The organism is Janibacter zhaoxuefangae, from assembly GCF_050271985.1.
GTDB lineage: Bacteria > Actinomycetota > Actinomycetes > Actinomycetales > Dermatophilaceae.
Map to the genome: position 1 here is coordinate 708,121 of NZ_CP189849.1, position 22,499 is coordinate 730,619.

The 22,499-nt window shown below is 70.6% G+C and carries 22 protein-coding genes and 1 tRNA gene; 21 read left to right on the forward strand and 2 right to left on the reverse strand.

Features of this window, described 5'->3' with window-relative positions; genetic code table 11:
• Positions 1–168: 168 nt before the first annotated feature.
• A tRNA-Arg gene (locus ACQBAS_RS03475) sits at positions 169–240 on the reverse strand.
• A 53-nt stretch (positions 241–293) separates the two neighbouring features.
• Between ACQBAS_RS03475 and ACQBAS_RS03480 the strand changes: the two genes are divergently transcribed.
• From ACQBAS_RS03480 to rho, 7 genes are all read left to right on the forward strand, one after another.
• Complete coding sequence (locus ACQBAS_RS03480; protein WP_427384999.1) at positions 294–728, forward strand: response regulator; 435 nt, start codon at positions 294–296, stop codon at positions 726–728.
• 10 nt (positions 729–738) lie between these two features.
• Positions 739–2,397, forward strand: coding sequence for an arginine--tRNA ligase (gene argS / locus ACQBAS_RS03485; RefSeq protein ID WP_427385000.1), 1,659 nt, complete (start codon positions 739–741; stop codon positions 2,395–2,397).
• 14 nt (positions 2,398–2,411) lie between these two features.
• On the forward strand, positions 2,412–3,842 hold the full coding sequence (gene lysA / locus ACQBAS_RS03490) for a diaminopimelate decarboxylase (protein WP_427385001.1): 1,431 nt from the start codon (positions 2,412–2,414) through the stop codon (positions 3,840–3,842).
• Between the two features lie 31 nt (positions 3,843–3,873).
• Positions 3,874–5,202 carry a homoserine dehydrogenase gene (locus ACQBAS_RS03495; protein ID WP_427385002.1) on the forward strand — a complete coding sequence of 443 codons (1,329 nt, stop codon included), beginning with the start codon at positions 3,874–3,876 and terminating at the stop codon, positions 5,200–5,202.
• Positions 5,203–5,204: 2 nt separating this feature from the next.
• Positions 5,205–6,290 carry a threonine synthase gene (thrC, locus tag ACQBAS_RS03500; RefSeq protein WP_427385003.1) on the forward strand — a complete coding sequence of 362 codons (1,086 nt, stop codon included), beginning with the start codon at positions 5,205–5,207 and terminating at the stop codon, positions 6,288–6,290.
• Positions 6,290–7,228: a homoserine kinase gene (thrB, locus tag ACQBAS_RS03505; protein WP_427385004.1), complete on the forward strand. Its 939-nt coding sequence runs from the start codon at positions 6,290–6,292 to the stop codon at positions 7,226–7,228. The genes thrC and thrB overlap by 1 nt, the downstream gene beginning before the upstream one ends.
• 287 nt (positions 7,229–7,515) lie before the next feature.
• Positions 7,516–9,420 (forward strand): transcription termination factor Rho, encoded by a 1,905-nt coding sequence (gene rho / locus ACQBAS_RS03510; RefSeq protein WP_427385571.1) that lies wholly within the window; start codon positions 7,516–7,518, stop codon positions 9,418–9,420.
• A 48-nt stretch (positions 9,421–9,468) separates the two neighbouring features.
• Here the strand turns inward: rho and ACQBAS_RS03515 are convergent, their stop codons facing one another.
• Positions 9,469–10,059, reverse strand: coding sequence for a GNAT family N-acetyltransferase (locus ACQBAS_RS03515; RefSeq protein WP_427385005.1), 591 nt, complete (start codon positions 10,057–10,059; stop codon positions 9,469–9,471).
• A 184-nt stretch (positions 10,060–10,243) separates the two neighbouring features.
• Here ACQBAS_RS03515 and rpmE point away from each other — a divergent pair, with 184 nt between their 5' ends.
• The 14 genes from rpmE (at position 10,244) to ACQBAS_RS03585 (ending at position 22,498) form a co-directional block, all read left to right on the forward strand.
• Complete coding sequence (gene rpmE / locus ACQBAS_RS03520) at positions 10,244–10,459, forward strand: 50S ribosomal protein L31 (RefSeq protein ID WP_427385006.1); 216 nt, start codon at positions 10,244–10,246, stop codon at positions 10,457–10,459.
• A gap of 115 nt (positions 10,460–10,574) precedes the next feature.
• Positions 10,575–11,651 carry a peptide chain release factor 1 gene (prfA, locus tag ACQBAS_RS03525; RefSeq protein WP_427385007.1) on the forward strand — a complete coding sequence of 359 codons (1,077 nt, stop codon included), beginning with the start codon at positions 10,575–10,577 and terminating at the stop codon, positions 11,649–11,651.
• A gap of 4 nt (positions 11,652–11,655) precedes the next feature.
• Positions 11,656–12,531 (forward strand): peptide chain release factor N(5)-glutamine methyltransferase, encoded by an 876-nt coding sequence (prmC, locus tag ACQBAS_RS03530; RefSeq protein ID WP_427385008.1) that lies wholly within the window; start codon positions 11,656–11,658, stop codon positions 12,529–12,531.
• A gap of 392 nt (positions 12,532–12,923) precedes the next feature.
• Complete coding sequence (locus tag ACQBAS_RS03535; RefSeq protein WP_427385009.1) at positions 12,924–13,847, forward strand: L-threonylcarbamoyladenylate synthase; 924 nt, start codon at positions 12,924–12,926, stop codon at positions 13,845–13,847.
• Complete coding sequence (glyA, locus tag ACQBAS_RS03540; protein ID WP_427385010.1) at positions 13,837–15,114, forward strand: serine hydroxymethyltransferase; 1,278 nt, start codon at positions 13,837–13,839, stop codon at positions 15,112–15,114. Before ACQBAS_RS03535 ends, glyA begins: the two co-directional genes overlap by 11 nt.
• 36 nt (positions 15,115–15,150) lie before the next feature.
• Positions 15,151–16,287, forward strand: a complete 1,137-nt coding sequence (locus ACQBAS_RS03545) for an MraY family glycosyltransferase (protein ID WP_427385011.1) — start codon at positions 15,151–15,153, stop codon at positions 16,285–16,287.
• Positions 16,288–16,400: 113 nt separating this feature from the next.
• Complete coding sequence (locus ACQBAS_RS03550; RefSeq protein ID WP_427385012.1) at positions 16,401–16,826, forward strand: hypothetical protein; 426 nt, start codon at positions 16,401–16,403, stop codon at positions 16,824–16,826.
• Positions 16,823–17,122 (forward strand): AtpZ/AtpI family protein, encoded by a 300-nt coding sequence (locus tag ACQBAS_RS03555; RefSeq protein WP_427385013.1) that lies wholly within the window; start codon positions 16,823–16,825, stop codon positions 17,120–17,122. Before ACQBAS_RS03550 ends, ACQBAS_RS03555 begins: the two co-directional genes overlap by 4 nt.
• Before the next feature lie 67 nt (positions 17,123–17,189).
• Positions 17,190–18,005, forward strand: a complete 816-nt coding sequence (atpB, locus tag ACQBAS_RS03560; protein ID WP_427385014.1) for a F0F1 ATP synthase subunit A — start codon at positions 17,190–17,192, stop codon at positions 18,003–18,005.
• Positions 18,006–18,124: 119 nt separating this feature from the next.
• Positions 18,125–18,340: an ATP synthase F0 subunit C gene (locus ACQBAS_RS03565; protein ID WP_188450401.1), complete on the forward strand. Its 216-nt coding sequence runs from the start codon at positions 18,125–18,127 to the stop codon at positions 18,338–18,340.
• 118 nt (positions 18,341–18,458) lie between these two features.
• Positions 18,459–18,977: a F0F1 ATP synthase subunit B gene (locus tag ACQBAS_RS03570; RefSeq protein WP_427385572.1), complete on the forward strand. Its 519-nt coding sequence runs from the start codon at positions 18,459–18,461 to the stop codon at positions 18,975–18,977.
• On the forward strand, positions 18,977–19,789 hold the full coding sequence (locus tag ACQBAS_RS03575) for a F0F1 ATP synthase subunit delta (RefSeq protein WP_427385015.1): 813 nt from the start codon (positions 18,977–18,979) through the stop codon (positions 19,787–19,789). The genes ACQBAS_RS03570 and ACQBAS_RS03575 overlap by 1 nt, the downstream gene beginning before the upstream one ends.
• Before the next feature lie 78 nt (positions 19,790–19,867).
• On the forward strand, positions 19,868–21,508 hold the full coding sequence (gene atpA, locus ACQBAS_RS03580; RefSeq protein ID WP_427385016.1) for a F0F1 ATP synthase subunit alpha: 1,641 nt from the start codon (positions 19,868–19,870) through the stop codon (positions 21,506–21,508).
• A 90-nt stretch (positions 21,509–21,598) separates the two neighbouring features.
• Positions 21,599–22,498 carry a F0F1 ATP synthase subunit gamma gene (locus tag ACQBAS_RS03585; RefSeq protein ID WP_427385017.1) on the forward strand — a complete coding sequence of 300 codons (900 nt, stop codon included), beginning with the start codon at positions 21,599–21,601 and terminating at the stop codon, positions 22,496–22,498.
• Position 22,499: the final 1 nt, after the last annotated feature.

Sequence of the window (22,499 nt, forward strand, 5' to 3'; positions counted from 1 at the left end):
TCTCACTCCGTTCGAGGCGCCCGCGCGGTGCCCCCGTCGGCGTCTCTCACTCCGTTCGAGGCGCCCGCGCGGTGCCCCCGTCGGCGTCTCTCACTCCGTTCGAGGCGCCTGTTGCTTCTGCCGGGGGCACAGAAAACCCGCACGGCTTCGCCGCGCGGGTTTTTTCTGTGCCCCCGGCAGGATTCGAACCTGCGCTCCCGCCTCCGGAGGGCGGTGCTCTATCCCCTGAGCTACGGGGGCCTTTCGGCCGGTATTCCGGTGCCGGATGAGGGTAACAGCCTAGAGTGCCCCGCATGGAATCGGGTGCGGTGGGGGCGGAGCGCTGTCCGCTGGTCGTGATCTGTGACGACACACCGCAGATCCGCCGACTCATTCGGATCAACCTCGAACTCGACGGCTACGAGGTCGAGGAGGCTGCCGACGGTGAGGCGGCGATCGACCTTCTCGAGCGACTCGACGGCCTCGGCCGGCGCCCGGACCTCGTGCTGCTCGACGCCGCCATGGAGCCTCGCAACGGCTGGTGGTTGCTCTCCACGCTGCGCGCCGATCCCCGCTGGGCGTCCGTTCCCGTCGTCATGGTCACCGCGTCGGTCCAGGCCCACGACCGGGTCCAGGCGGAGGACGCCGGGGCGTCCGCCTTCCTCGCCAAGCCCTTCGACCCCGACGACCTGCTGGCTCTGGTCTCACAGTTCGCCGGCCGGGGCGGCCCGACGCCGGCGCACCCATAAACTGGCCCGTGTGACCCCCGAAGAACTCTCCGCTGCCATCCGTGCCGCCCTGCTCGCCGCTGTCGCCGCCGGCGACGTGACCGTCGAGGTCCCCGAGCAGGTCCGTGTCGAGCGCCCGCGCAACCGTGACCACGGGGACTGGTCCACCAACATCGCCCTGCAGCTGGCCAAGCCGGCCGGGATCTCGCCGCGCGACCTCGCCACGGTCCTCGCCCGCCACCTCGGTGAGGCGCCGGGGGTCGCGTCCGTCGACATCGCTGGCCCCGGCTTCCTCAACATCTCGCTCGACGCGGCGAGTGCCGGCGAGCTGGCCCGGAGCATCGTCGAGGCCGGTTCCGCCTACGGGCGCGGTGACGCCGAGGCCGGCAAGAAGATCAACCTCGAGTTCGTCTCGGCCAACCCGACCGGCCCGATCCACCTCGGTGGCACCCGCTGGGCCGCGGTCGGCGACGCACTGGCCCGAATCCTCTCCGCGGCCGGCGCCGACGTCACCCGGGAGTACTACTTCAACGACCACGGTGCGCAGATCGACCGCTTCTCCCGCTCGCTGCTCGCGGCGGCGAAGGGGGAGCCCGCGCCCGAGGACGGCTACGCCGGCGGGTACATCAACGACATCGCCAACGCGGTGCTCGCCAAGGAGCCCGACCTGCTCGCCCTGCCCGACGCGCAGGCGCAGGAGCGGTTCCGCGCGGTCGGCGTCGACCTGATGTTCTCTGAGATCAAGGCGTCCCTGCACGAGTTCGGCGTCGACTTCGACGTCTACTTCCACGAGAACGACCTGCACGAGTCCGGTGCCGTCGACCGGGCGGTCCAGCGGCTCAAGGACCTCGGCGTCATGTTCGAGCAGGACGGCGCCTGGTGGCTCCGGACGACGGACTTCGGCGACGACAAGGACCGCGTCGTCATCAAGTCGGACGGCGAGCCCGCCTACATCTCCGGCGACCTCGCCTACTACCTCGACAAGCGCGAGCGCGGCTTCGACCAGGCGATCATCATGCTCGGGGCGGACCACCACGGCTACGTCTCCCGGATGATGGCGATGTGTGCCGCCTTCGGCGACTCCCCGCACGAGAACCTTGAGATCCTCATCGGCCAGATGGTCAACCTCATCAGCGACGGCAAGCCCGTCCGGATGTCGAAGCGGGCCGGCACCGTCGTCGTGCTCGAGGATCTCGTCGAGGCCGTGGGCGTCGACGCCGCGCGGTATGCCCTGACCCGCTCGTCGACGGACAGCAACATCGACGTCGACCTCGACCTGCTCGCCAAGCGCACCAACGAGAACCCCGTGTTCTACGTCCAGTACGCCCACGCCCGCACGTGCAACGTCGCGCGCCTCGCGGCCGAGGACGGCGTCCACCGCGCGGACGGCTTCGACCCGAGCCAGCTCACCGACCCCACCGAGGCGGCCCTGTTGGCCATCCTCGGAGACTTCCCGCGCATCGTCGCCCAGGCCGCGCAGCTGCGTGAGCCACACCGGGTCGCGCGCTACCTCGAAGACCTCGCCGGTCGCTTCCACAAGTGGTACGACACCTGCCGCGTGCGTCCGATGACAGCCGACGAGGAGATCACCGACCTGCACCGCACGCGGCTGTGGCTCAACGACGCCACCCGCCAGGTGCTGGCCACCGGGCTCGACCTCGTCGGGGTCTCCGCCCCGGAACGCATGTGAGAGAGGCGATCTGAGTGCGCGCACACGAAGCAGGAGCCCTGCACGCCGAGGGCTATGGCGGGCCGCCGCAGTGGCTGCCCCACCCGACCGACGTCATGGAGCTGCTCGAGCCGTTGTGGGCCGAGACCGTCACCCGCGACGACCAGGGTCGCCTGACCGTCGGCGGCGTCGACGTCGTCTCCCTCGCGCAGGAGTTCGGCACGGCGGCCTACGTCGTCGACGAGCAGGACTTCCGGACCCGTGCCCGCGCCTTCCGCGACGACTTCTCCGCCCCCTTCGTCCCGATCTGTGGCGGCGCCGACGTCTACTACGCGGGCAAGGCGTTCCTCTGCACGGCCGTGGCGAAGTGGGTCCTCGAGGAGGGCCTCTGCCTCGACGTCTGCACCGGCGGTGAGCTCGCCGTCGCGCAACGCGCCGGGTTCCCGGGGGAACGGATCGCCCTGCACGGCAACAACAAGAGCGTGGCCGAGCTGCGGACCGCGCTGGAGTACGGCGTCGGACGCATCGTCGTGGACTCGTTCGACGAGATCGACCGGATCGCCGCTCTCGCCGCCGAGCTGGGCGTCCGGGCGCCGGTGATGGTCCGCGTCACCGTCGGCGTCGAGGCCCACACCCACGAGTTCATCGCCACCGCGCACGAGGACCAGAAGTTCGGCTTCAGCCTCGTCGGGGGAGCCGCGGACGAGGCCGTGGATCGGATCGTCGCCCACGCCGACCACCTCGACCTTCGCGGGCTGCACAGCCACATCGGCTCGCAGATCTTCGACGTCGGCGGCTTCGAGATCTCCGCCCGCCGCCTCATCGCCTTGCATGTCCGGATCGCCGAGCGCCACGGACTGCACCTGCCCGAGATGGACCTCGGCGGCGGCTACGGCATCGCCTACACGTCCCAGCACGACCCGATGACCCCCGCCGACCTCGGCGCCCAGATGGCCGACCTCGTGGGGCGGGAAATGCGTGCCGCAGGCGACGTGCCGGCGCCACGGATCTCGATCGAGCCCGGTCGCGCCATCGTCGGACCCAGCACCTTCACGCTGTACGAGGTCGGCACGGTCAAGGACGTCGAGGTCGACCGGGGGTCCCTGCGGACCTACGTCTCCGTGGACGGCGGGATGAGCGACAACATCCGCACCGCCCTCTACGACGCCGACTACTCGTGCACCCTCGCGAGTCGGTCGTCGGATGCCGGGCCGCGGCTGTCCCGTGTCGTGGGGCGCCACTGCGAGAGCGGCGACATCGTCGTCATGGACGAGTTCCTGCCCGCGGACATCGCCCCCGGCGACCTCATCGCCGTCCCGGGCACCGGCGCGTACTGCCGCAGCCTCGCGAGCCAGTACAACCACACGCCCCGCCCGCCGGTGATCGCTGTGCGAGACGGTCGCGCACGGGTCATCGTCCGTCGGGAGACCATGGACGACCTCCTCGCCCTCGACATGGGCGAGTAGTGGCAGCACCGACAAGGAGACACGAGCACTGATGGAGAGCGACAAGAGGCCGCCGTTGCGCGTTGCCCTGCTCGGAGCCGGCGTGGTGGGTTCCTCGGTGGCGGCGATGCTGACGAAGCACGCCGACGACTTCGCCGCACGCGTCGGTGTGCCCCTGGAGATCGTGGGGATCGCCGTGCGCCGGCCCGGCCGGGACCGCTCGAACACGGGCGTCGACCCCGAGCTGTTCACGACGGATGCCGAGGAACTCGTCACCCGCGCCGACATCGTCATCGAGGTCATCGGCGGCATCGAGCCCGCGCGCTCGCTGATCCTGCGCGCCATGGAGCACGGCGCCTCCGTCGTCACCGCCAACAAGGCGCTGCTCGCCGAGGACGGCCCGACCCTCTACAACGCGGCCGACCGCTACGGCGTCGACCTCTACTACGAGGCGGCCGTTGCGGGCGCCATCCCGATCCTGCGCCCGATCCGCGAGTCCCTCGCCGGCGACGACATCCGCAAGGTGCTCGGCATCGTCAACGGCACGACCAACTTCGTCCTCGACAAGATGGACACGACCGGGGCCGGCTTCCAGGAGACGGTCGAGCAGGCCCAGGCGCTCGGCTACGCCGAGGCCGACCCGACGGCGGACGTCGAGGGCTTCGACGCCGCGGCCAAGGCCGCGATCCTCGCCTCGCTCGCCTTCCACACCCGGGTCTCCAGCGACATGGTCTTCCGTGAGGGGATCACCGACATCACCGCCGCGGACATCCAGGCCGCGAAGGAGATGGACTCGGTCGTCAAGCTCCTCGCCATCTGCGAGCGCACCGGCGCGGACCACCCGTCCGGGGACGGCGTCACCGTCCGGGTGCACCCGGCGATGATCCCGCGCTCCCACCCGCTGGCCTCCGTACGCGGCGCCTACAACGCCGTCTTCGTCGAGGCCACCGGCGCCGGCGACCTCATGTTCTACGGGCAGGGGGCCGGGGGCGACCCCACCGCCTCCGCCGTGCTCGGCGACGTCGTGGCCGTCGCGCGTCACCGCGTCGCCGGTGGGCGCGGACCGGGGGAGTCCGCCTACGCCGACCTCGCCGTCCACGACATGGGCAAGGCCCTGACGAGGTACCACATCAGCCTCGACGTGGCCGACCGTCCGGGTGTCCTCGCCGAGGTCGCCACCATCTTCGCCGGGCACGAGGTCTCGATCGAGACCGTGCGGCAGCAGGTCATCGCGTCGGAGGACGGGACGCCGCAGCGGGCCGTGCTCATCGTCGTCACCCATGCGGCGCCCGAGGCGGCGCTCGCCGCGACCGTCGAGACGCTCGCCGGGTTGGCGACCGTCAACGAGGTCACATCCGTCATGCGTGTGGAAGGGGTCTGACCGTGGCTCATCAGTGGCGCGGCGTCATCAACGAATATGCGGACCGGCTGCCGTCCCTGGCAGGGGCTCCCGTCGTGACCCTGCACGAGGGCGGCACGCCGCTCATCGAGGCGGCTCACCTCAGTGAGCTCGTCGGTGCGCGGGTGTTCATCAAGTACGAGGGGCTCAACCCGACCGGATCCTTCAAGGACCGCGGGATGACCGCAGCCATCACCGCCGCCGCCGCCAAGGGGGCGAAGGCGGTCATCTGCGCCAGCACCGGCAACACCAGTGCGTCCGCGGCCGCCTACGCGACGAAGGCGGGGATGGCGTGTGCCGTCCTCGTGCCGGACGGCAAGATCGCCATGGGCAAGCTGTCCCAGGCCATCGCTCACGGGGCGACCCTGCTGCAGGTGGAGGGCAACTTCGACGACTGCCTCACCCTGGCCCGCAAGCTGGCGGAGGCCTACCCGGTCGAGCTCGTGAACTCGGTCAACCCGGCGCGGATCGAGGGCCAGAAGACGGCCTCCTTCGAGGTCGTCGACGCTCTCGGTGACGCCCCGGACATCCACTGCCTGCCGGTCGGCAACGCCGGCAACATCACGGCGTACTGGCGGGGCTATCGGGAGTACCTCGACACCGCGGAGGTCCCCGGACCGGCCACGCACCTGCCGCAGATGTGGGGCTTCCAGGCGGCGGGCTCCGCGCCCATCGTCAAGGGGCATCCGATCGACGAACCCGACACGATCGCCACGGCGATCCGGATCGGCAACCCCGCGTCGTGGCAGCAGGCGATCGCCGCTCGTGACGAGTCGGGCGGCCGGATCGAGGCGGTGACCGACGAGGAGATCCTCGCCGCGCACCGCCTGCTGTCGTCGACGGAGGGCATCTTCGTCGAGCCGGCGTCGGCCGCGAGCGTCGCGGGTCTGCTCAAGGTGCACGCGGCGGGCGAGGTGCCCGCCGGCGCCACGATCGTGTGCACCGTCACGGGCCACGGACTGAAGGACCCGCAGTGGGCCCTCCGCAACGCCGACGGCTCCGACGTCACGCCGACCCGGGTGCCGGTGGACGCGGTCACCGCGGCCGTCGCGCTCGGCCTGCAGGACTGATGGCGGCGCTGCGCCCCGGGACCGCGGTGCGGGTCCGGGTGCCCGCGAGCAGCGCCAACCTCGGCCCCGGCTTCGACTCCATCGGCCTTGCCCTCGGCGTCTGGGACGAGTGCGTCGCCGAGGTCCTCGAGGCGCCCGGTCTGATCATCGAAGCCCGGGGCGAGGGGGCGGAGGAGGTGCCGCGCGACGAGCGTCACCTCGTGCACCGCGCGATGGTGCGGGCCTGGGAACGAGTCGGTTCGCAGGTCCCCGCCGGCCTGCGCCTGACGTGCACCAACGCCGTCCCGCACGGCCGCGGCATGGGCTCGTCCGCCACGGCCATCGTCACGGGCATCACGGCGGCACTCGCGCTGACGGATCTCGCCGAAGGGGGCAACGGCACGCCGGACCTCGACGTCGTCAACGACCTCGCGAGCGAGCTCGAGGGGCACCCCGACAACGCCTCGGCCAGCGTCCACGGTGGCCTGACCATCTCGTGGAGCGAGTCGCCGGGCCGGACCAGCACGGCCAAGCCGCAGCTGCACCCCGACATCCGGGTCGTCGTCTTCGTGCCTCAGGTGCAGTTGTCGACGGCCACGGCGCGGGCCGTCCTGCCGCAGGCGGTGACACTCGCCGATGCCGCGAGCAACACGGCGCGCGGGGCGCTGCTGACCCACGCCCTGACGGCCGCGCCCGAGCTGCTCGTCCCCGCCACGCGCGACTGGCTCCACCAGGAGCCGCGTCGCGCGAGCTATCCGGACTCCATGGAGCTCGTCGACGCGCTGCGCGCGGCCGGTCACGCGGCGACGATCTCCGGAGCCGGGCCGTCCGTGCTCGCCCTGACGACTCGCGACGCCGTGGCGAGTGTCATCCCCTTCGCCGGGGCGACCTGGCGGGCGCTGACCCCGGAGGTCCCGACCGTGGGCGCGACCGTCGAGATCGTGGCCGACGCGCGCTGAGTCGCAGGCCGGGGGCGGTGCCGTGGGTGATACATTGGGCATGCTCCCACCGACCGGCGGTCCTTGATCGTGGTCGGCGTTCGGGGAGCGACTTCCACTGAGTTGGCACCCACGTCCGTCGGACGTGTGGCCGAGTGCTCCCGTGGATTCCCCGTGGTCATCTGATTGACCACCCACCGCGGCCCGTCCTCTTCACGGAGCGGGCCCATGTACGAGGGGAAGGATCCTTCGTGACAGACACCACCGCCGACACCGCGGCACCCCGCCGCGCCGGCTCCCTGAGCACCATGCGCGTCGCGCAGCTCCAGGACCTGGCCGCGAGCATGGGCATCAGCGGCACGGCCAAGATGCGCAAGAACGACCTCCTCGAGGTGATCAAGGCGCAGCAGTCCGGACGTCCCGCGGGCACGACCGTCGAGTCCCCGCGCACGGCGCCGGCCAAGGAACGGACCCCGCGCACCGCGCCGGCGAAGGACCAGCCTGAGCCGTCGACCGCGCAGTCGTCGACCGCACAGGTGGCGACCACGCAGTCGTCGACCACGCAGTCGCCGAACGATCAGCGCCCCGCATCCGAGGACTCCCAGCAGACCGCTGCTCCGCAGGAGCGCCCGCAGGGACGCCGAAGCCGTCGCGCCAGCGCCCCCCAGGGCGGCGAGCGCCAGCAGCCGGCCGCTCAGCCGGATCAGGCCCCCGCGGCGGAGCCCGTCGCGGACGGCGATTCCGAGGACCGCGGTCCCCGCACCCGCCGCGACCGTCAGCAGGGTGACCGTCAGCAGGGCGACCGCCAGCAGGGCGAGCGCCAGCAGGGCGAGCGCCAGCAGGGCGAGCGCCAGCAGGGCGAGCGCCAGCAGGGCGAGCGCCAGCAGGATGGCTACGACGACGACGGCGAGGGCCGCGGCGGTCGACGCCGCAACCGGAGCCGGAACCGCAGCCGCGACAAGCGTCGTGGCCGAGAGGGCGGCCCGGCCGGCGGCGAGTTCGAGAGCGAGCCGCAGCTCCTCGACGACGACGTCCTCGTGCCGGTCGCCGGCATCGTCGACGTCCTCGACAGCTACGCCTTCGTCCGCACCTCCGGCTACCTCGCCGGCCCCGGCGACGTCTACGTCCCCATGGGCATGGTCAAGCGCAACGGCCTGCGCAAGGGTGACGCCGTCACCGGCCAGGTCAAGGCGACCGTCGAGGGCGACGACACCGGCAAGCAGTCCGTCGGTGGCAAGGACGGCCGCCAGAAGTTCAACCCGCTCGTGCGGCTCGACTCGATCAACGGCATGTCGGTCGACGACGCGCGCAAGCGGCCCGACTTCGGCAAGCTCACGCCGCTCTACCCGCAGGAGCGGCTGCGGCTCGAGACCGAGCCCAACGTCCTGACGACGCGCATCATCGACCTCGTCGCCCCCATCGGCAAGGGCCAGCGCGGCCTCATCGTGGCCCCGGCGAAGGCTGGCAAGACGATGATCATGCAGATGCTGGCGAACGCCATCACGACGAACAACCCGGAGTGCCACCTCATGGTCGTCCTCGTGGACGAGCGTCCCGAGGAGGTCACCGACATGTCGCGCGCCGTCAAGGGCGAGGTCATCTCCTCGACCTTCGACCGGCCGGCCGAGGACCACACGACCGTGGCCGAACTGGCGATCGAGCGCGCGAAGCGACTCGTCGAGATGGGCCACGACGTCGTCGTGCTGCTCGACTCGATCACCAAGCTGGGCCGGGCCTACAACCTGTCCGCACCCGCGAGCGGCCGCATCCTCTCCGGTGGTGTCGACAGCGCGGCCCTCTACCCGCCGAAGAAGTTCTTCGGTGCCGCCCGCAACATCGAGCACGGCGGCTCCCTGACGATCCTCGCCACGGCCCTGGTCGAGACCGGGTCCCGCATGGACGAGGTGATCTTCGAGGAGTTCAAGGGCACCGGCAACATGGAACTGCGCCTCTCGCGCGAGCTCGCGAACCGCCGGATCTTCCCTGCCGTCGACATCAACGCGTCGGGCACGCGGCGTGAGGAGATCCTCCTCGGCGCCGACGAGCTCAAGATCATGTGGAAGCTGCGTCGGGTGCTGTCGGCCCTCGACCCGCAGCAGGGCATCGAGCTCCTGCTCGACCGCCTCCGCAAGTCGAAGAGCAACGCCGAGTTCCTCATGCAGGTCCAGCACACGAGCTCCACGCGCCTCGACGCCGAGGACGACAAGAGCTGATCAGGCGTCCTCCGCAGCAGCGGGCCTGACCACGCCTTCGGGCGGCGGTCAGGCCCGCTGCTGCGTGTCGCCCCGATCGATGCTGACCCGCAGCTGCGGGTAGGCGTGCTCGGTGAACCCGAGACGTTCGTAGATCGGCCGGCCCGCCTCGGTGGCGAAGAGCTCGACGACCTCGGCGGCGGTCTCCTCGCGGAACCACGCCATGACCTGCTCGACGCACTGCTCGCTCAAGCCGATCCGGCGGTGACCGGGGAAGGTCGCGACGTTGGAGATGAGGCCTGCGGTGCCGGTCGGGTTGCGGGGGGAGGGCGTACGTCGGATGACCTGACCCATGACCGAGGCGACGACGGCACCGTTGACCTCGGCGACGGTGACGTTGACGTCGGACTCGGCCAGGCGCAGTTGCCACCAGCGAGCGGCGTTCTCCTGCCATTCGCGCTGGGCGAGGAGGTCGGAGGAGGTCCCCATGGCCTCGTACATCAGGGCCCGCAGGTTGACGAGGGTCGCGATGTCGTGGGCGACCGCCCGCCGGATGACCGGCCCCTGCGGTTCGTTGGTCGCGGGCGCACCGCCGTTCGCTTGCGCTCGACCCGAACTCCGATCGGGACGGCGGTCGCGGCGGTGGGGGAGGCGGGCCATGCGGCCATGATGCCGCAGGCCCGGTCGGGAATGCCGGGGTGGGGGGCCGACGTTTTGGGAAGAGCGTGCCGGATCTGGCACACTTTCTTGTTGGCCCGGTTCACGGTCAGCGGCGCAGGAGCCGCAGCGCCGTCCTCGTGACGTCGTCGCACCGACCCGGTCCCACCGACGCAAGGAGCACCTCGTGCAGAAGGACATCCACCCCACCTACGTGGAGACCACGGTCACGTGTACCTGTGGCAACACGTTCACCACGCGCAGCACCGCCGCGTCCGGCACCATCAACGCCGACGTGTGCAGCAACTGCCACCCGTTCTACACGGGCAAGCAGAAGATTCTCGACACGGGTGGCCGCGTCGCTCGCTTCGAGGCCCGCTACGGCAAGAAGGCCGCCAAGTAGCACCGCCTCCGCCGGCCCCGTGACCACTCGGTCACGGGGCCGGTGTCGTTGCCGGGGACGGTTTGCCCCCACGGCGACCCGAGCCGACAGACCCCGACGATCCCGAGGAGCCGCAGTGCTGGAGTCCGCAGAGGCGCTCGCCGCCGAGCATGCCGAGATCGAGGCGGCCATGGGCGATCCCGAGATCGCGGGCGACCCCGACCGCTTGCGTGTGCTCAACAAGCGCTACGCCATGCTGGCCCCGACGGTGTCGGCCTACCGGGACTGGGTGGCCGCGCAGGCCGACCTCGGGGCCGCGCGTGAGCTCGCCGCGGAGGACCCGTCCTTCGCTGAGGAGGTGCCCGCCCTCACCGAACGGGTCGAGGAGACGGAGGCGCGGTTGCGTCGCCTCCTCGTGCCCCGCGACCCCGACGACGACCGGGACATCATCCTGGAGGTCAAGGCGGGGGAGGGCGGCGAGGAGTCGGCCCTCTTCGCCGGCGACCTGCTGCGCATGTACCTGCGGCACGCCGAACGGCGCGGCTGGGCCACCGAGGTCCTCGACGCCACCGAGTCGGACCTCGGGGGCTACAAGGACGTCCGCGTGGCCGTCAAGGCGCGCGGCGTGACCGAGCCGGGCGATGCGCCGTGGGCGCGCCTGAAGTACGAGGGCGGTGTGCACCGCGTCCAGCGCGTTCCCGTCACCGAGAGCCAGGGCCGCATCCACACCAGCGCGGCCGGCGTCTGGGTCATGCCGGAGGCCGAGGAGGTCGACGTGAGCATCGACCCCAATGACCTGCGGATCGACGTCTACCGCAGTTCCGGCCCGGGCGGGCAGTCCGTCAACACGACCGACTCGGCGGTCCGGATCACCCACGTGCCCACGGGGCTGGTCGTGTCCTGCCAGAACGAGAAGTCGCAACTGCAGAACCGCGAGTCCGCCATGCGCGTCCTGCGTGCCCGCCTGCACCAGATGCGGGTCGACGAGGCCAACGCGGCGGCGGCCGATGCGCGCGCCTCGCAGGTGCGCACGGTGGACCGCAGCGAGCGCATCCGCACGTACAACTTCCCGGAGAACCGGATCAGCGACCACCGCACCGGCTACAAGTCCTACAACCTCGACGTCGTCCTCGACGGCGACCTCGACGCGATCATCCAGTCCGCCGTCGACGCCGATGAGGCGGCGCGGCTCGCGGCCATGGTGCAGGACTGACGTGGTGCCGCAGCAGACGCCCGAGACGATGAAGGCGGCCGTCCGCGCCGCCACCGCCCGGCTGGCCGAGGCGGGCGTCGCCTCCCCGGACGTCGACGCCGTGGTCCTCGCGGCCCACGCGGGCGGCACGAGCGTGAGCGACGTCCGCGCCGCCATGATTCTCGGCGGCCCGGCCCCCGAGGGCCTGGAGGCCCTCGTCGGCCAGCGGGCCCAGCGGGTGCCGCTCCAGCACCTCACCGGGCGGGCCCCCTTCCGCCACCTCGAGCTCGAGGTCGGGCCGGGCGTCTTCGTCCCGCGGCCCGAGACCGAGGACGTGGCGGGGTTCGCCATCGACGCGGCTCGCGCGGCACGGGAGAGCTCGGGCAGGGAGCCCGTCGTCGTCGACCTGTGCACCGGCTCCGGCGCCATCGCCCTGGCGATCGCCGACGAACTGCCCGGCGCGGTCGTGCACGCCGTCGAGCTCAGCCCGCTGGCGCACGCGTGGGCGGAACGCAACGTCGCGGCGACCGGCCTCCCGGTGACGCTCGAGATCGGTGACGCGACCACCGCCTTCGGCGACCTCGAGGGACTCGTCGACGTCGTCGTGAGCAACCCTCCCTACATCCCCACCGATCAGGTTCCCGTCGATCCGGAGGTGCGCGACCACGATCCGGAGATCGCGCTCTACGGCGGTTCGGTCGACGGGCTGGCCATCCCGGTGGCGGTGGCTGCACGCGCGGCGGAGCTGCTGCGTCCCGGCGGCGTGCTCGTCATGGAGCATGCCGACGTCCAGGGGGTGTCCCTGCCGGCGGCGCTGCGGCGCAGCGGATCGTGGCGCGACGTCGAGGACCGCACCGACGCGACTGGTCGGCCGCGGGCCTGCGTGGCCGTGCGCGTCTGAGACACGCGCACGAGAGACTCAGCACGACAAGCCTCACCACGACAAGCCACCAGGGCAGCTGTCACCTGCAACTGCCCGGACGCAACGAAGGGGACCGCCATGGGCGGTCCCCTTCGTGCTCATTGGGCGGGCTGGCCGCCCACCTGACTCGACAGATGTCGGGTCAGAGGATGTACATCAGCAGGACGATGATCAACAGCACACCGACGATCGTCCAGATGAGTCCAGAACCACGCATGGGGGAGCTCCTCTCTTCGTGGGGCCGATGTGGCCCTCATCGGGTCAACCTACCGTCCGGTTCGGGGTGGGCGGGGGATTGCGCACCGCGGCGCGCCGGTGCCCCGTCGGGGGGAGCAGGATCGGCCGCCCGGGCGACCCCATAGGCTGACCCCATGAGCTCCGTCGTCGACTGCACCACGCCGGAGGCTCGCGAGCAGGGCTTGCCCCAGGTGGTGGACGCCGTGCGTGCGGGTCACGTCGTCGTCATGCCCACCGACACCGTCTACGGGGTCGGCTGCGACGCCTTCAACGCGGCGGCCGTCGCGAAGGTGCTCGATGCCAAGGGGCGCGGCAGGGAGATGCCGCCCCCGGTGCTCGTGCCCACACCGCGCACGGTCGACGGACTCGCCACGGACGTCCCGCGCTATGCCCGGGACCTCATCCGCGCCTTCTGGCCCGGCCCGTTGACGCTCGTCCTGCGCGCTCAGCCGTCGCTCGTCTGGGACCTCGGAGAGACCGCCGGCACGGTGGCCCTGCGGATGCCCGACGACGACGTCGCCCTGACGATCCTCGCGGAGATCGGCCCGATGGCCGTCACGAGCGCCAACCGCACGGGTGAGCCCGCGGCCACGTCGGTGCTGGACGCGGCAACCCAGCTGGGGTCGGCCGTGACGGTCTATGCCGACGGCGGGCCGCGGGAGGGGCGCACCGCCTCGACCATCATCGACTGCACCGGTGACTCGCCGGTCGTGCTGCGCGAAGGGGCCTTGAGCGAGGCCGACCTCGCGCCGGTGCTCGAGGCGAGCCTCGGTCTCGCCGTGGCCGATGCCGACGGCCCGACCGCCGGCGACGACCAGACCGAGGCCGACAGCTCCGTGGCGCAGGACAACCCCGACCTGGCGCCGATCGAGCACCCGGACGTTCCCGACGACGGTTGGGTCGACGACCCGAGCGCCCCCGCGCCGGGGGAGGACCCCCTGTCGTACGACGCACCGTCGGAGGCGCCTGCCCCCGATGGCCCCGATGCCCCCGATGCCACAGCCCCTTCCCGCGACCCCGCCGCACCGACCCACCCGGAGGACACCCATGAGCAGTGACCGTTTCTACGGCTCCGACTTCGCCGCGCTCGAGGAGTTCGACCCCGACGTCTCCGGGGTGCTCCTCTCCGAGCTCGACCGCATCCGCAGCGGCCTGCAGCTGATCGCGAGCGAGAACCTCTCGTCCCCGCGCGTGCTCACCGCACTGGGCTCCACGTTGTCCAACAAGTACGCCGAGGGCTACCCGGGCCGCCGCTACTACGGCGGGTGCGCCGAGGTCGACAAGGTCGAGCAGCTGGCCATCGACAGGGCCAAGGCCCTCTTCGGTGCCGACCACGCGAACGTCCAGCCGCACTCCGGCGCGAGCGCCAACCAGGCGGTCTACGGCGCCTTCATGAACCCGGGCGACACGATCCTCGCGATGTCCCTGCCGCACGGTGGACACCTCACCCACGGCACGAAGGTGTCCTTCTCCGGCAAGTGGTTCAACGCCGTCCACTACGGCGTCGACAAGGAGACCGAGGACATCGACTACGCGCAGGTCGAGGCGCTCGCGAAGGAGCACCGGCCCAAGGTCATCCTCGCCGGCGGTTCGGCGATCCCGCGCCTCATCGACTTCGAGTTCTTCCGTCGCGTCGCGGACGAGATCGGCGCCATCTTCTGGGTCGACGCGGCCCACTTCATCGGGCTCGTCGCCGGCAAGGCGATCCCCAGCCCGGTCCCCTACGCGGACGTGGTGACCTTCACGACGCACAAGGTCCTGCGCGGTCCCCGCTCGGGTGCGCTCGTCTGCAAGGAGGAGCACGCGAAGGCGCTCGACAAGGCCGTCTTCCCGATGATGCAAGGCGGCCCGCAGATGCACACCATCGCGGCGAAGGCGGTCAACTTCAAGGAGTGCGCGACCCCCGAGTACGCCCAGTACGCCACCGACGTCATCGCCAACTCCAAGGTCCTCGCCCAGGCGTTGCTGGAGAAGGGGATCCGGCCCACCACGGGCGGCACGGACACGCACCTGTCCCTCCTCGACCTGCAGGGCGTCGGCGTCACCGGCGTCGACGCGGAGGCCCGCGCGGACGCCGCCGGCATCGTCCTCAACAAGAACGCGATCCCCTTCGACCCGCAGAAGCCGAACGTGGCATCGGGCATTCGCGTCGGGACGCCGTGCGTCACCACGCAGGGGATGGGCACGGAGCAGATGACGGTCATCGCCGACCTCATCCACCGCGCCGTCACCGAGGGCGACGCCGACCCCGAGCACGCGGTCAGCCGCGAGGTCCGGGCGACGGTCACCGAGCTCGTCACGCAGTTCCCGGCCTACCCGCGCTGACGCGCGCCGTCCCCCACCGCCGAGCCGAGGAGCCGCGTGCGCGAGTACCTGTTCGTCCTCCTCGTGGCGATGGCGACGACCTTCGTGTCGGTGCCCGCCATCAGGGCACTGGCGATGCGGTTGGGCGCCTTCACCCAGGTGCGGGAGCGGGATGTGCACGTCGTCCCCATCCCGCGACTGGGCGGGGTGGCGATCTTCCTCGGCTTCGCCGCGGCGACCCTCGCGGCGAGCCGGCTGCCCTTCCTCAAGCAGGTCTTCGTCTCGGACGAACTGCTCGGGGTGCTGGGCGGCGCCGCCCTGGTGTGTCTCGTCGGGGCTCTCGACGACGTCCATGAACTCGACCCCCTGACCAAACTCGCCGGTCAGCTGGTCGCGGCGTCGCTCATGGCCTTCAGTGGCGTGCAGTTCTTCTCGCTGCCGTTGGGGACGACCACCGTGCTCCCGGCGCCGATCCTCGTGCTGCTGACGATCTTCGTCGTCATCCTCTGCATCAACGCGGTGAACTTCATCGACGGGCTCGACGGTCTCGCCGCCGGCGTCGTGGGGATCGCCGCCGGCGCCTTCTTCATCTACAGCTACGTCATCTCCGACAGCTACAACCCGCCGAACGTCTTCTCGTCGTCGACGTTCATCTCGGCGGCCCTCGTCGGCTGCTGCCTGGGCTTCCTGCCGCACAACTTCTATCCGGCCCGCCTCTTCATGGGGGACAGCGGCGCCCTGCTGCTCGGGCTCCTGCTGGCCGCGGCGACGATCTCGACGACGGGCACGATCAATCCCGACGACGTCAGCGCCAACGCCGTCGCCGCGACGGTGCTGCCGCTCATCGTCCCGATCGCGATCATGGTGCTGCCGCTGACGGACGTGCTGCTCGCCGTCGTGCGGCGACTGCGCGCAGGCCAGGCACCGTGGCAGGCAGACAGCCACCACCTCCACCACCGCATGCTCCGGATCGGGCACGGGCACCGTCGCGCCGTCCTCCTGCTGTGGCTGTGGGCGGCCGTCGTGGCGCTGGGGTCGGTGAGTTTCGTCGTCCTGCCCGGCACCGTGGCAGCGATCTCGCTCGTCCTCGTCCTCGCCCTCACGGTCGCGCTCACCATGTGGCTGCCGCGCCTCTCCCTGCCGGGCCATCGGCCCAAACGCATCGACCATCAGTCCCGGGTGGACGCCGGCTGAGCAGCCAGCTGGAGGGGGTCGGCGTTGTGCCCGCCGCACGCTTGTGATAACTTTCACAAGCGCGATGCGAGTCATCCGCAGACCCCCTGACACCTCGTCGAAGAGATGCCACCGTGAGCCCAGCAGCAGCCCGCAGCACGCCCTTCATGGGCATGCTCCGAGGCGTCGTCGCCGCGGGCCTCGTCGGCTCCATCGTCATCGCCGTCATCGGCTGGATGACCCGTGACGAGAAGGGGGGCTGGAGCGCCCTGACGGGCGCCGCCCTCGCCTTCGCCGTCATCCTCGCCGGCCTGCTCGCCGTGCGGCTCGTCCTCAGCGGCGACGCCGGCGCCTCGATCGCCGGCGCCCTGGTCGTCTATCTCGGACAACTCATCCTGCTGGTGGCGGCCGTCCTCGTGCTGCGCGAGGCCGCCTGGCTGGACGGAAGGGCCTTCGCCGCGGGCGCCATTGCCGAGACGGTCCTGCTCCAGGTGGGACAGATCGGCGGCTACCTTCGGGCCCGACACGAGCTCTACCCGCGGCAGGGGGTGGAGTCGTGAGTGACGACCAGGACGTGCCGCAGACGCCCCGCGACGCCTACCGCGACGCGCCGCCGCGCCACCCCGAGCCCACCGGCCGCTGGAGCAGCGAGACCGAGGGGCCGAGCGCGACCGCGCGCGCCGACAACATGGGTTCGACCGTGCTCGCCTACCTGATCACCGGACCGTTCCTCTTCGGGGGACTCGGCTACGGGCTCGATCGCTGGCTGGGGACGACCTGGCTCGTGGCGGTCGGCATCCTCGTGGGGATGGCCCTGTCGCTGTACACGATCTGGCTCCGGTACGGTACGTCATGACACCCGACCTGCGAGGCCGCGAGATGCCGCCATCGACGAGTGCCACCACCCTGAACGAGGAGAACCCGTGATCCTGACTGCGCTTGCTGCAGGCAACGCCTCAGCTCTCGCCGCCGAGGGCGAGGAGGGCTTTCACACGCCCACGCCCGACATCTTCTGGCTGCCGCTCTTCGGTCCCGAGGGCTGGGAGTTCACGGAGCAGATGTTCTGGGGTGGCGTTTCCGTCCTCCTCCTGTCGGTCGTCATGGTCGCCCTGAGCCGCAACGCGTCGGTCGTCCCGTCCAAGGGCCAGTGGATGCTCGAGGGCTTCTACAACTTCACGCGCAACGGCATCGCTCGCGACATGATCGGCACGCGCGACTTCCTGCGCTTCGTGCCCCTGCTCTTCACCTTGTTCTCGATCATCATCGTCAACAACCTCTTCGGCATCATCCCGCCCGTGATGAACCCGACGATGGGCCGGATCGGCTTCCCGATCGCCCTGACGCTCGTGGTCTACGTGGTCTACCACTACATCGGGATCAAGAAGCAGGGCCTCGGCGGCTACTTCAAGGGCCTCGTCCCCGCCGGTCTGCCCGGCTGGATCAAGCCCGCGATCTTCGTCCTCGAGCTCATCACCTTCTTCATCACCCGCCCGCTGACACTGGCCCTGCGACTCTTCGGCAACATGTTCGCCGGCCACATGCTCATCGTGCTGTTCATCAGCGCGGGCGCCTACTTCCTCATGGACGGTGGCGCGCTGCTCAAGGTGCTGTCGGTCCCGACCTTCGCCATGGCCGCGATCATGATGGGCTTCGAGGCCCTGGTCCAGGTCCTGCAGGCCTACGTCTTCACCCTGCTGGCGGCGAGCTACATCGCCGGCGCCCTCGCCGACGAGCACTGAGCCTCCGGGCTCGGCGCCTCGGCCCCCGAGTTGCACCACCCACAACTGAATACACACCAACCCAAGACTTCCCGGCGGCACGCTGCCGCCGCGGATCACCCAAAGAACACGAAAGAGGAATCATCGTGGAAGGCAACCTCTCGCTCGTCGGTTACGGCCTCGCGACCATCGGCCCGGCCATCGCCGTGGGTCTGATCTTCGCCGCCTACATCAACGGTGTCGCCCGCCAGCCGGAGGCCCGTAACCTCCTGCAGCCGATCGCCATCCTTGGCTTCGCTCTCGCCGAGGCGCTCGCGATCTTCGGCCTGGTGCTCTACTTCGTTCCCGGCGCCTGATCCACCCGCCGTTCCCACGGCACACCATCTGATCCGGCACTAGGTCCAAGGAGTACCCGTGCACATCACCGCCACCGCCACGTCGGTCGTCGGTCTCGCGACCGCCGAGGGCGCGAAGATGCCGCTGCTTCCGCACATCCCTGAGCTCATCTTCGGGCTCATCATGTTCGGCATCCTCTTCTTCGTCGTCTCCAAGAAGGTCGTTCCCAACCTCGAGAAGGCGTACGACGAGCGTCGTGCGGCCATCGAGGGCGGCATGGAGCAGGCCGAGCAGGCCCAGGCCGAGGCCGAGGCCGCCAAGCAGCAGTACGAGGCGCAGCTCACGGAGGCGCGCACCGAAGCCGCGCGCATCCGCGAGGACGCACGGGCCCAGGGTGCGCAGATCGTCGCGGAGATGCGCGAGCAGGCGAACGCCGAGGCGACGCGCATCACCGAGTCGGCGCACAAGCAGATCGCGGCGGAGCGCCAGCAGGCGTCCCAGTCGCTGCGTTCCGAGGTCGGCCGCCTCTCGACCGACCTCGCCTCCCGCATCGTCGGGGAGTCGCTCGAGGACGAGACCCGTCAGAAGGGGATCGTCGAGCGCTTCCTCGCCGAGCTCGAGGCCGGCGACATCAAGCCCGAGAAGGTCGGTCACTGATGCGTGGGGCCTCTCGGGGTGCCGCTCTCGCGGGGGAGCGGGCCCTGGCCTCCGCCCTCGCGGGTGGCGCCTCGGCGTCGGACCTGGCCGAGGAGCTCTTTGCCGTGACCGGCGCGGTCGACGCCAACGCGACGCTGCGGCGCGCGCTGGCCGACCCGTCTCGCGAGGGCGCTGCCAAGCGTGACCTCGTGGGCCGGCTCTTCTCAGGCAAGCTCGGCGCGGGCGCCCTGGGCGTCCTCGCCGATCTGGCCGCGGAGCGCTGGAGCACGGAGCGTGACCTCACGGACACGACCGAGCGCCTCGCCGTCCGCTCCGTCCTCGAGACGGCCGAGCGGGAAGGTCGCCTCGACACCGTCGAGGAGGAGCTCTTCCGCTTCGAGCGGATCGTCGCCGGTGACCCCGCGCTGCGGGACGCCATCACGAACCCGCAGGGTGTCGCGGAGGGCAAGGCCGATCTGGTGAGCCAGTTGCTCGACGGGAAGGTCGCTCCGGAGACGGTGCGACTCGCCCGCCAGGCCGTCCTGGCCCCGCGCGGCCGGAAGTTCTCCCGGACGATCGAGGAGTTCCTGCAGGTCGCGGCCGCGCGGCGTGAGCAGCTCACCGCGGTCGTCACCAGCGCTGTTCCGCTCGACGAGGCCAGCCGCGGACGTCTGTCCACGGCGCTCACCACGCTCTACGGCAAGCCGGTCCTGCTCCAGGTCGTCGTCGACGAGGACGTCGTCGGAGGTCTGAAGGTCCGGGTCGGTGACGAGGTCATCGACGGCACGATCGCTCGCAAGCTCGACGGCGCCCGACGCCACCTCGCCGGCTGACCCCGGCTCGCACCACAGCATCAACCCACAGCAGACGCCGACCTCGTACCGGGGTCGTAACCGAGGAGAAGAGATCACATGACGGAGCTTTCGATCCGTCCGGAGGAGATCCGGGACGCGCTGGACGCCAACGTCCGGTCCTACGAGCCCGGCGCGGCCTCCCGCGAAGAGGTCGGCCGCGTCATCGACGCCGGCGACGGCATCGCCCACGTCGAGGGTCTGCCCTCGGCCATGACCAACGAACTGCTGCAGTTCGAGGACGGCACGCTGGGCCTCGCGCTCAACCTCGACGTCCACGAGATCGGTGTCGTCGTCCTCGGTGACTTCGCCGGCATCGAGGAGGGCCAGGCGGTCAAGCGCACCGGAGAGGTCCTCTCCGTCCCCGTCGGCGAGGGCTACCTCGGCCGCGTCGTGGACCCGCTCGGCAACCCCATCGACGGGCTGGGTGAGGTCGCCTCCGAGGGTCGTCGCGCCCTCGAGCTCCAGGCCCCGACCGTCGTGCAGCGCAAGTCGGTGCACGAGCCGCTGCAGACCGGCCTCAAGGCCGTCGACGCCATGACGCCGATCGGCCGTGGCCAGCGTCAGCTCATCATCGGTGACCGCCAGACCGGCAAGACCACGGTCGCGGTCGACACGATCATCAACCAGAAGGCCGCCTGGGAGTCCGGCGACCCGCAGAAGCAGGTCCGCTGCATCTACGTCGCCATGGGCCAGAAGGGTTCCACGATCGCGTCCGTCAAGGGCACGCTCGAGGAGGCCGGCGCGATGGAGTACACGACCATCGTCGCCGCCCCCGCGTCCGACTCGGCCGGCTTCAAGTACCTCGCTCCCTACACCGGTTCGGCGATCGGCCAGCACTGGATGTACCAGGGCAAGCACGTCCTCATCGTCTTCGATGACCTGTCCAAGCAGGCCGAGGCCTACCGTGCGGTGTCCCTGCTGCTCCGCCGCCCGCCGGGCCGCGAGGCCTACCCGGGTGACGTCTTCTACCTCCACTCGCGTCTGCTCGAGCGTTGCGCCAAGCTCTCGGACGACCTGGGCGCTGGCTCGATGACCGGTCTGCCGATCATCGAGACGAAGGCGGGCGACGTCTCGGCGTACATCCCTACCAACGTCATCTCGATCACGGACGGCCAGATCTACCTCCAGGCCGACCTCTTCAACAGCAACGTCCGCCCGGCCATCGACGTGGGTGTGTCGGTGTCCCGTGTCGGTGGTGCCGCGCAGACGAAGGCGATGAAGGGTGTGTCCGGTCGACTCAAGCTCGACCTGGCCCAGTTCCGCGCCCTCGAGGCCTTCGCCATGTTCGCCTCCGACCTCGACCCCGCGTCGAAGCAGCAGCTGGCGCGCGGTGGTCGTCTGGTGGAGCTGCTCAAGCAGCGCCAGGCCAACCCGTTCCCCACCGAGGAGCAGGTCGTCTCGATCTGGGCCGGCACCACGGGTGAGCTGGACGAGATCGCCATCTCGGACATCTCGCGCTTCGAGGACGAGTACCTCGACCACCTTCGTCGCGAGAAGAAGGATCTGCTCGACGCGATCCGCGAGACGGGCAAGTTCGAGGACTCGACGCGCGAGGCGCTCGAGGCCGACATCGCCGAATTCAAGAAGGGCTTCCAGCCCGGTGACGGCGGGGTCCACGCGGGCAACGAGGCCGAGGACAAGGCCGCCGAGCTCGCGCAGGAGCCCGAGCAGGAGCAGATCGTCAAGCAGAAGCGCTGAGGTCGTGGCCGGGCGCCCCGCGCCCGGCCACCTCAGAGCACTGCATGACGACCCCACACCCAGAGACGAACCCAGGAGAGGCGGAAACGTATGGGAGCGCAGATCCGGGAGTACCGGCAGCGCATCCGCGCCGTCAGCTCGACGAAGAAGATCACCCGCGCCATGGAGCTCATGGCTGCGGCCCGTGTCGTCAAGGCACAGGAAGCGGTCCGCTCGTCGAGCCCCTACGCCCGCGCGCTGACCCGCGCGGTCTCGGCCGTGGCGACGTTCTCGGACGTCGACCACCCGTTGACGAGCGAGAAGGACGACGTCAAGCGCGCCGCGGTGCTGATCATCAGCTCCGACCGCGGCCTCGCCGGCGCCTACAGCTCGTCGGTGCTCAAGGAGAGCGAGCGGCTCGCCGCTGAGCTGCGCAACGAGGGCAAGGAGGTCGTCCCCTACCTCGTCGGCCGCAAGGCCATCGGCTTCTACCGCTTCCGCCAGCGCGAATGGGCTGCGGAGTGGAGCGGCTTCTCCGAGAAGCCGCGTTTCGAGGACGCCCGCGAGATGGGTGAGCGCCTCGTCGCCGACTTCCAGAAGGAGCTCGAGGAGGGCGGCGTGGACGAGGTCCACATCGTCTTCACGCGCTTCGTCTCGATGGTCCGCCAGGAGCCGGAGGTCATCCGCCTGCTGCCCCTGGAGGTCGTCGAGGGTGTGGAGCAGCCCGACGAGTCGGAGCTCTTCCCGCTCTACGAGTTCGAGCCCGGCCCGGAGGACGTCCTGGACGCCCTGCTGCCGAAGTACGTCAACGCCCGCATCTTCAACTGCCTCCTCCAGGCGGCTGCCTCGGAGCTCGCGGCGCGTCAGCGGGCCATGAAGTCGGCCACCGACAACGCGGACGACCTCATCAAGAAGTACACGCGTCTGGCGAACCAGGCTCGTCAGGCCGAGATCACCCAAGAGATCAGCGAAATCGTGGGCGGCGCCGGCGCCCTCGCCGATGCGAAGTGAG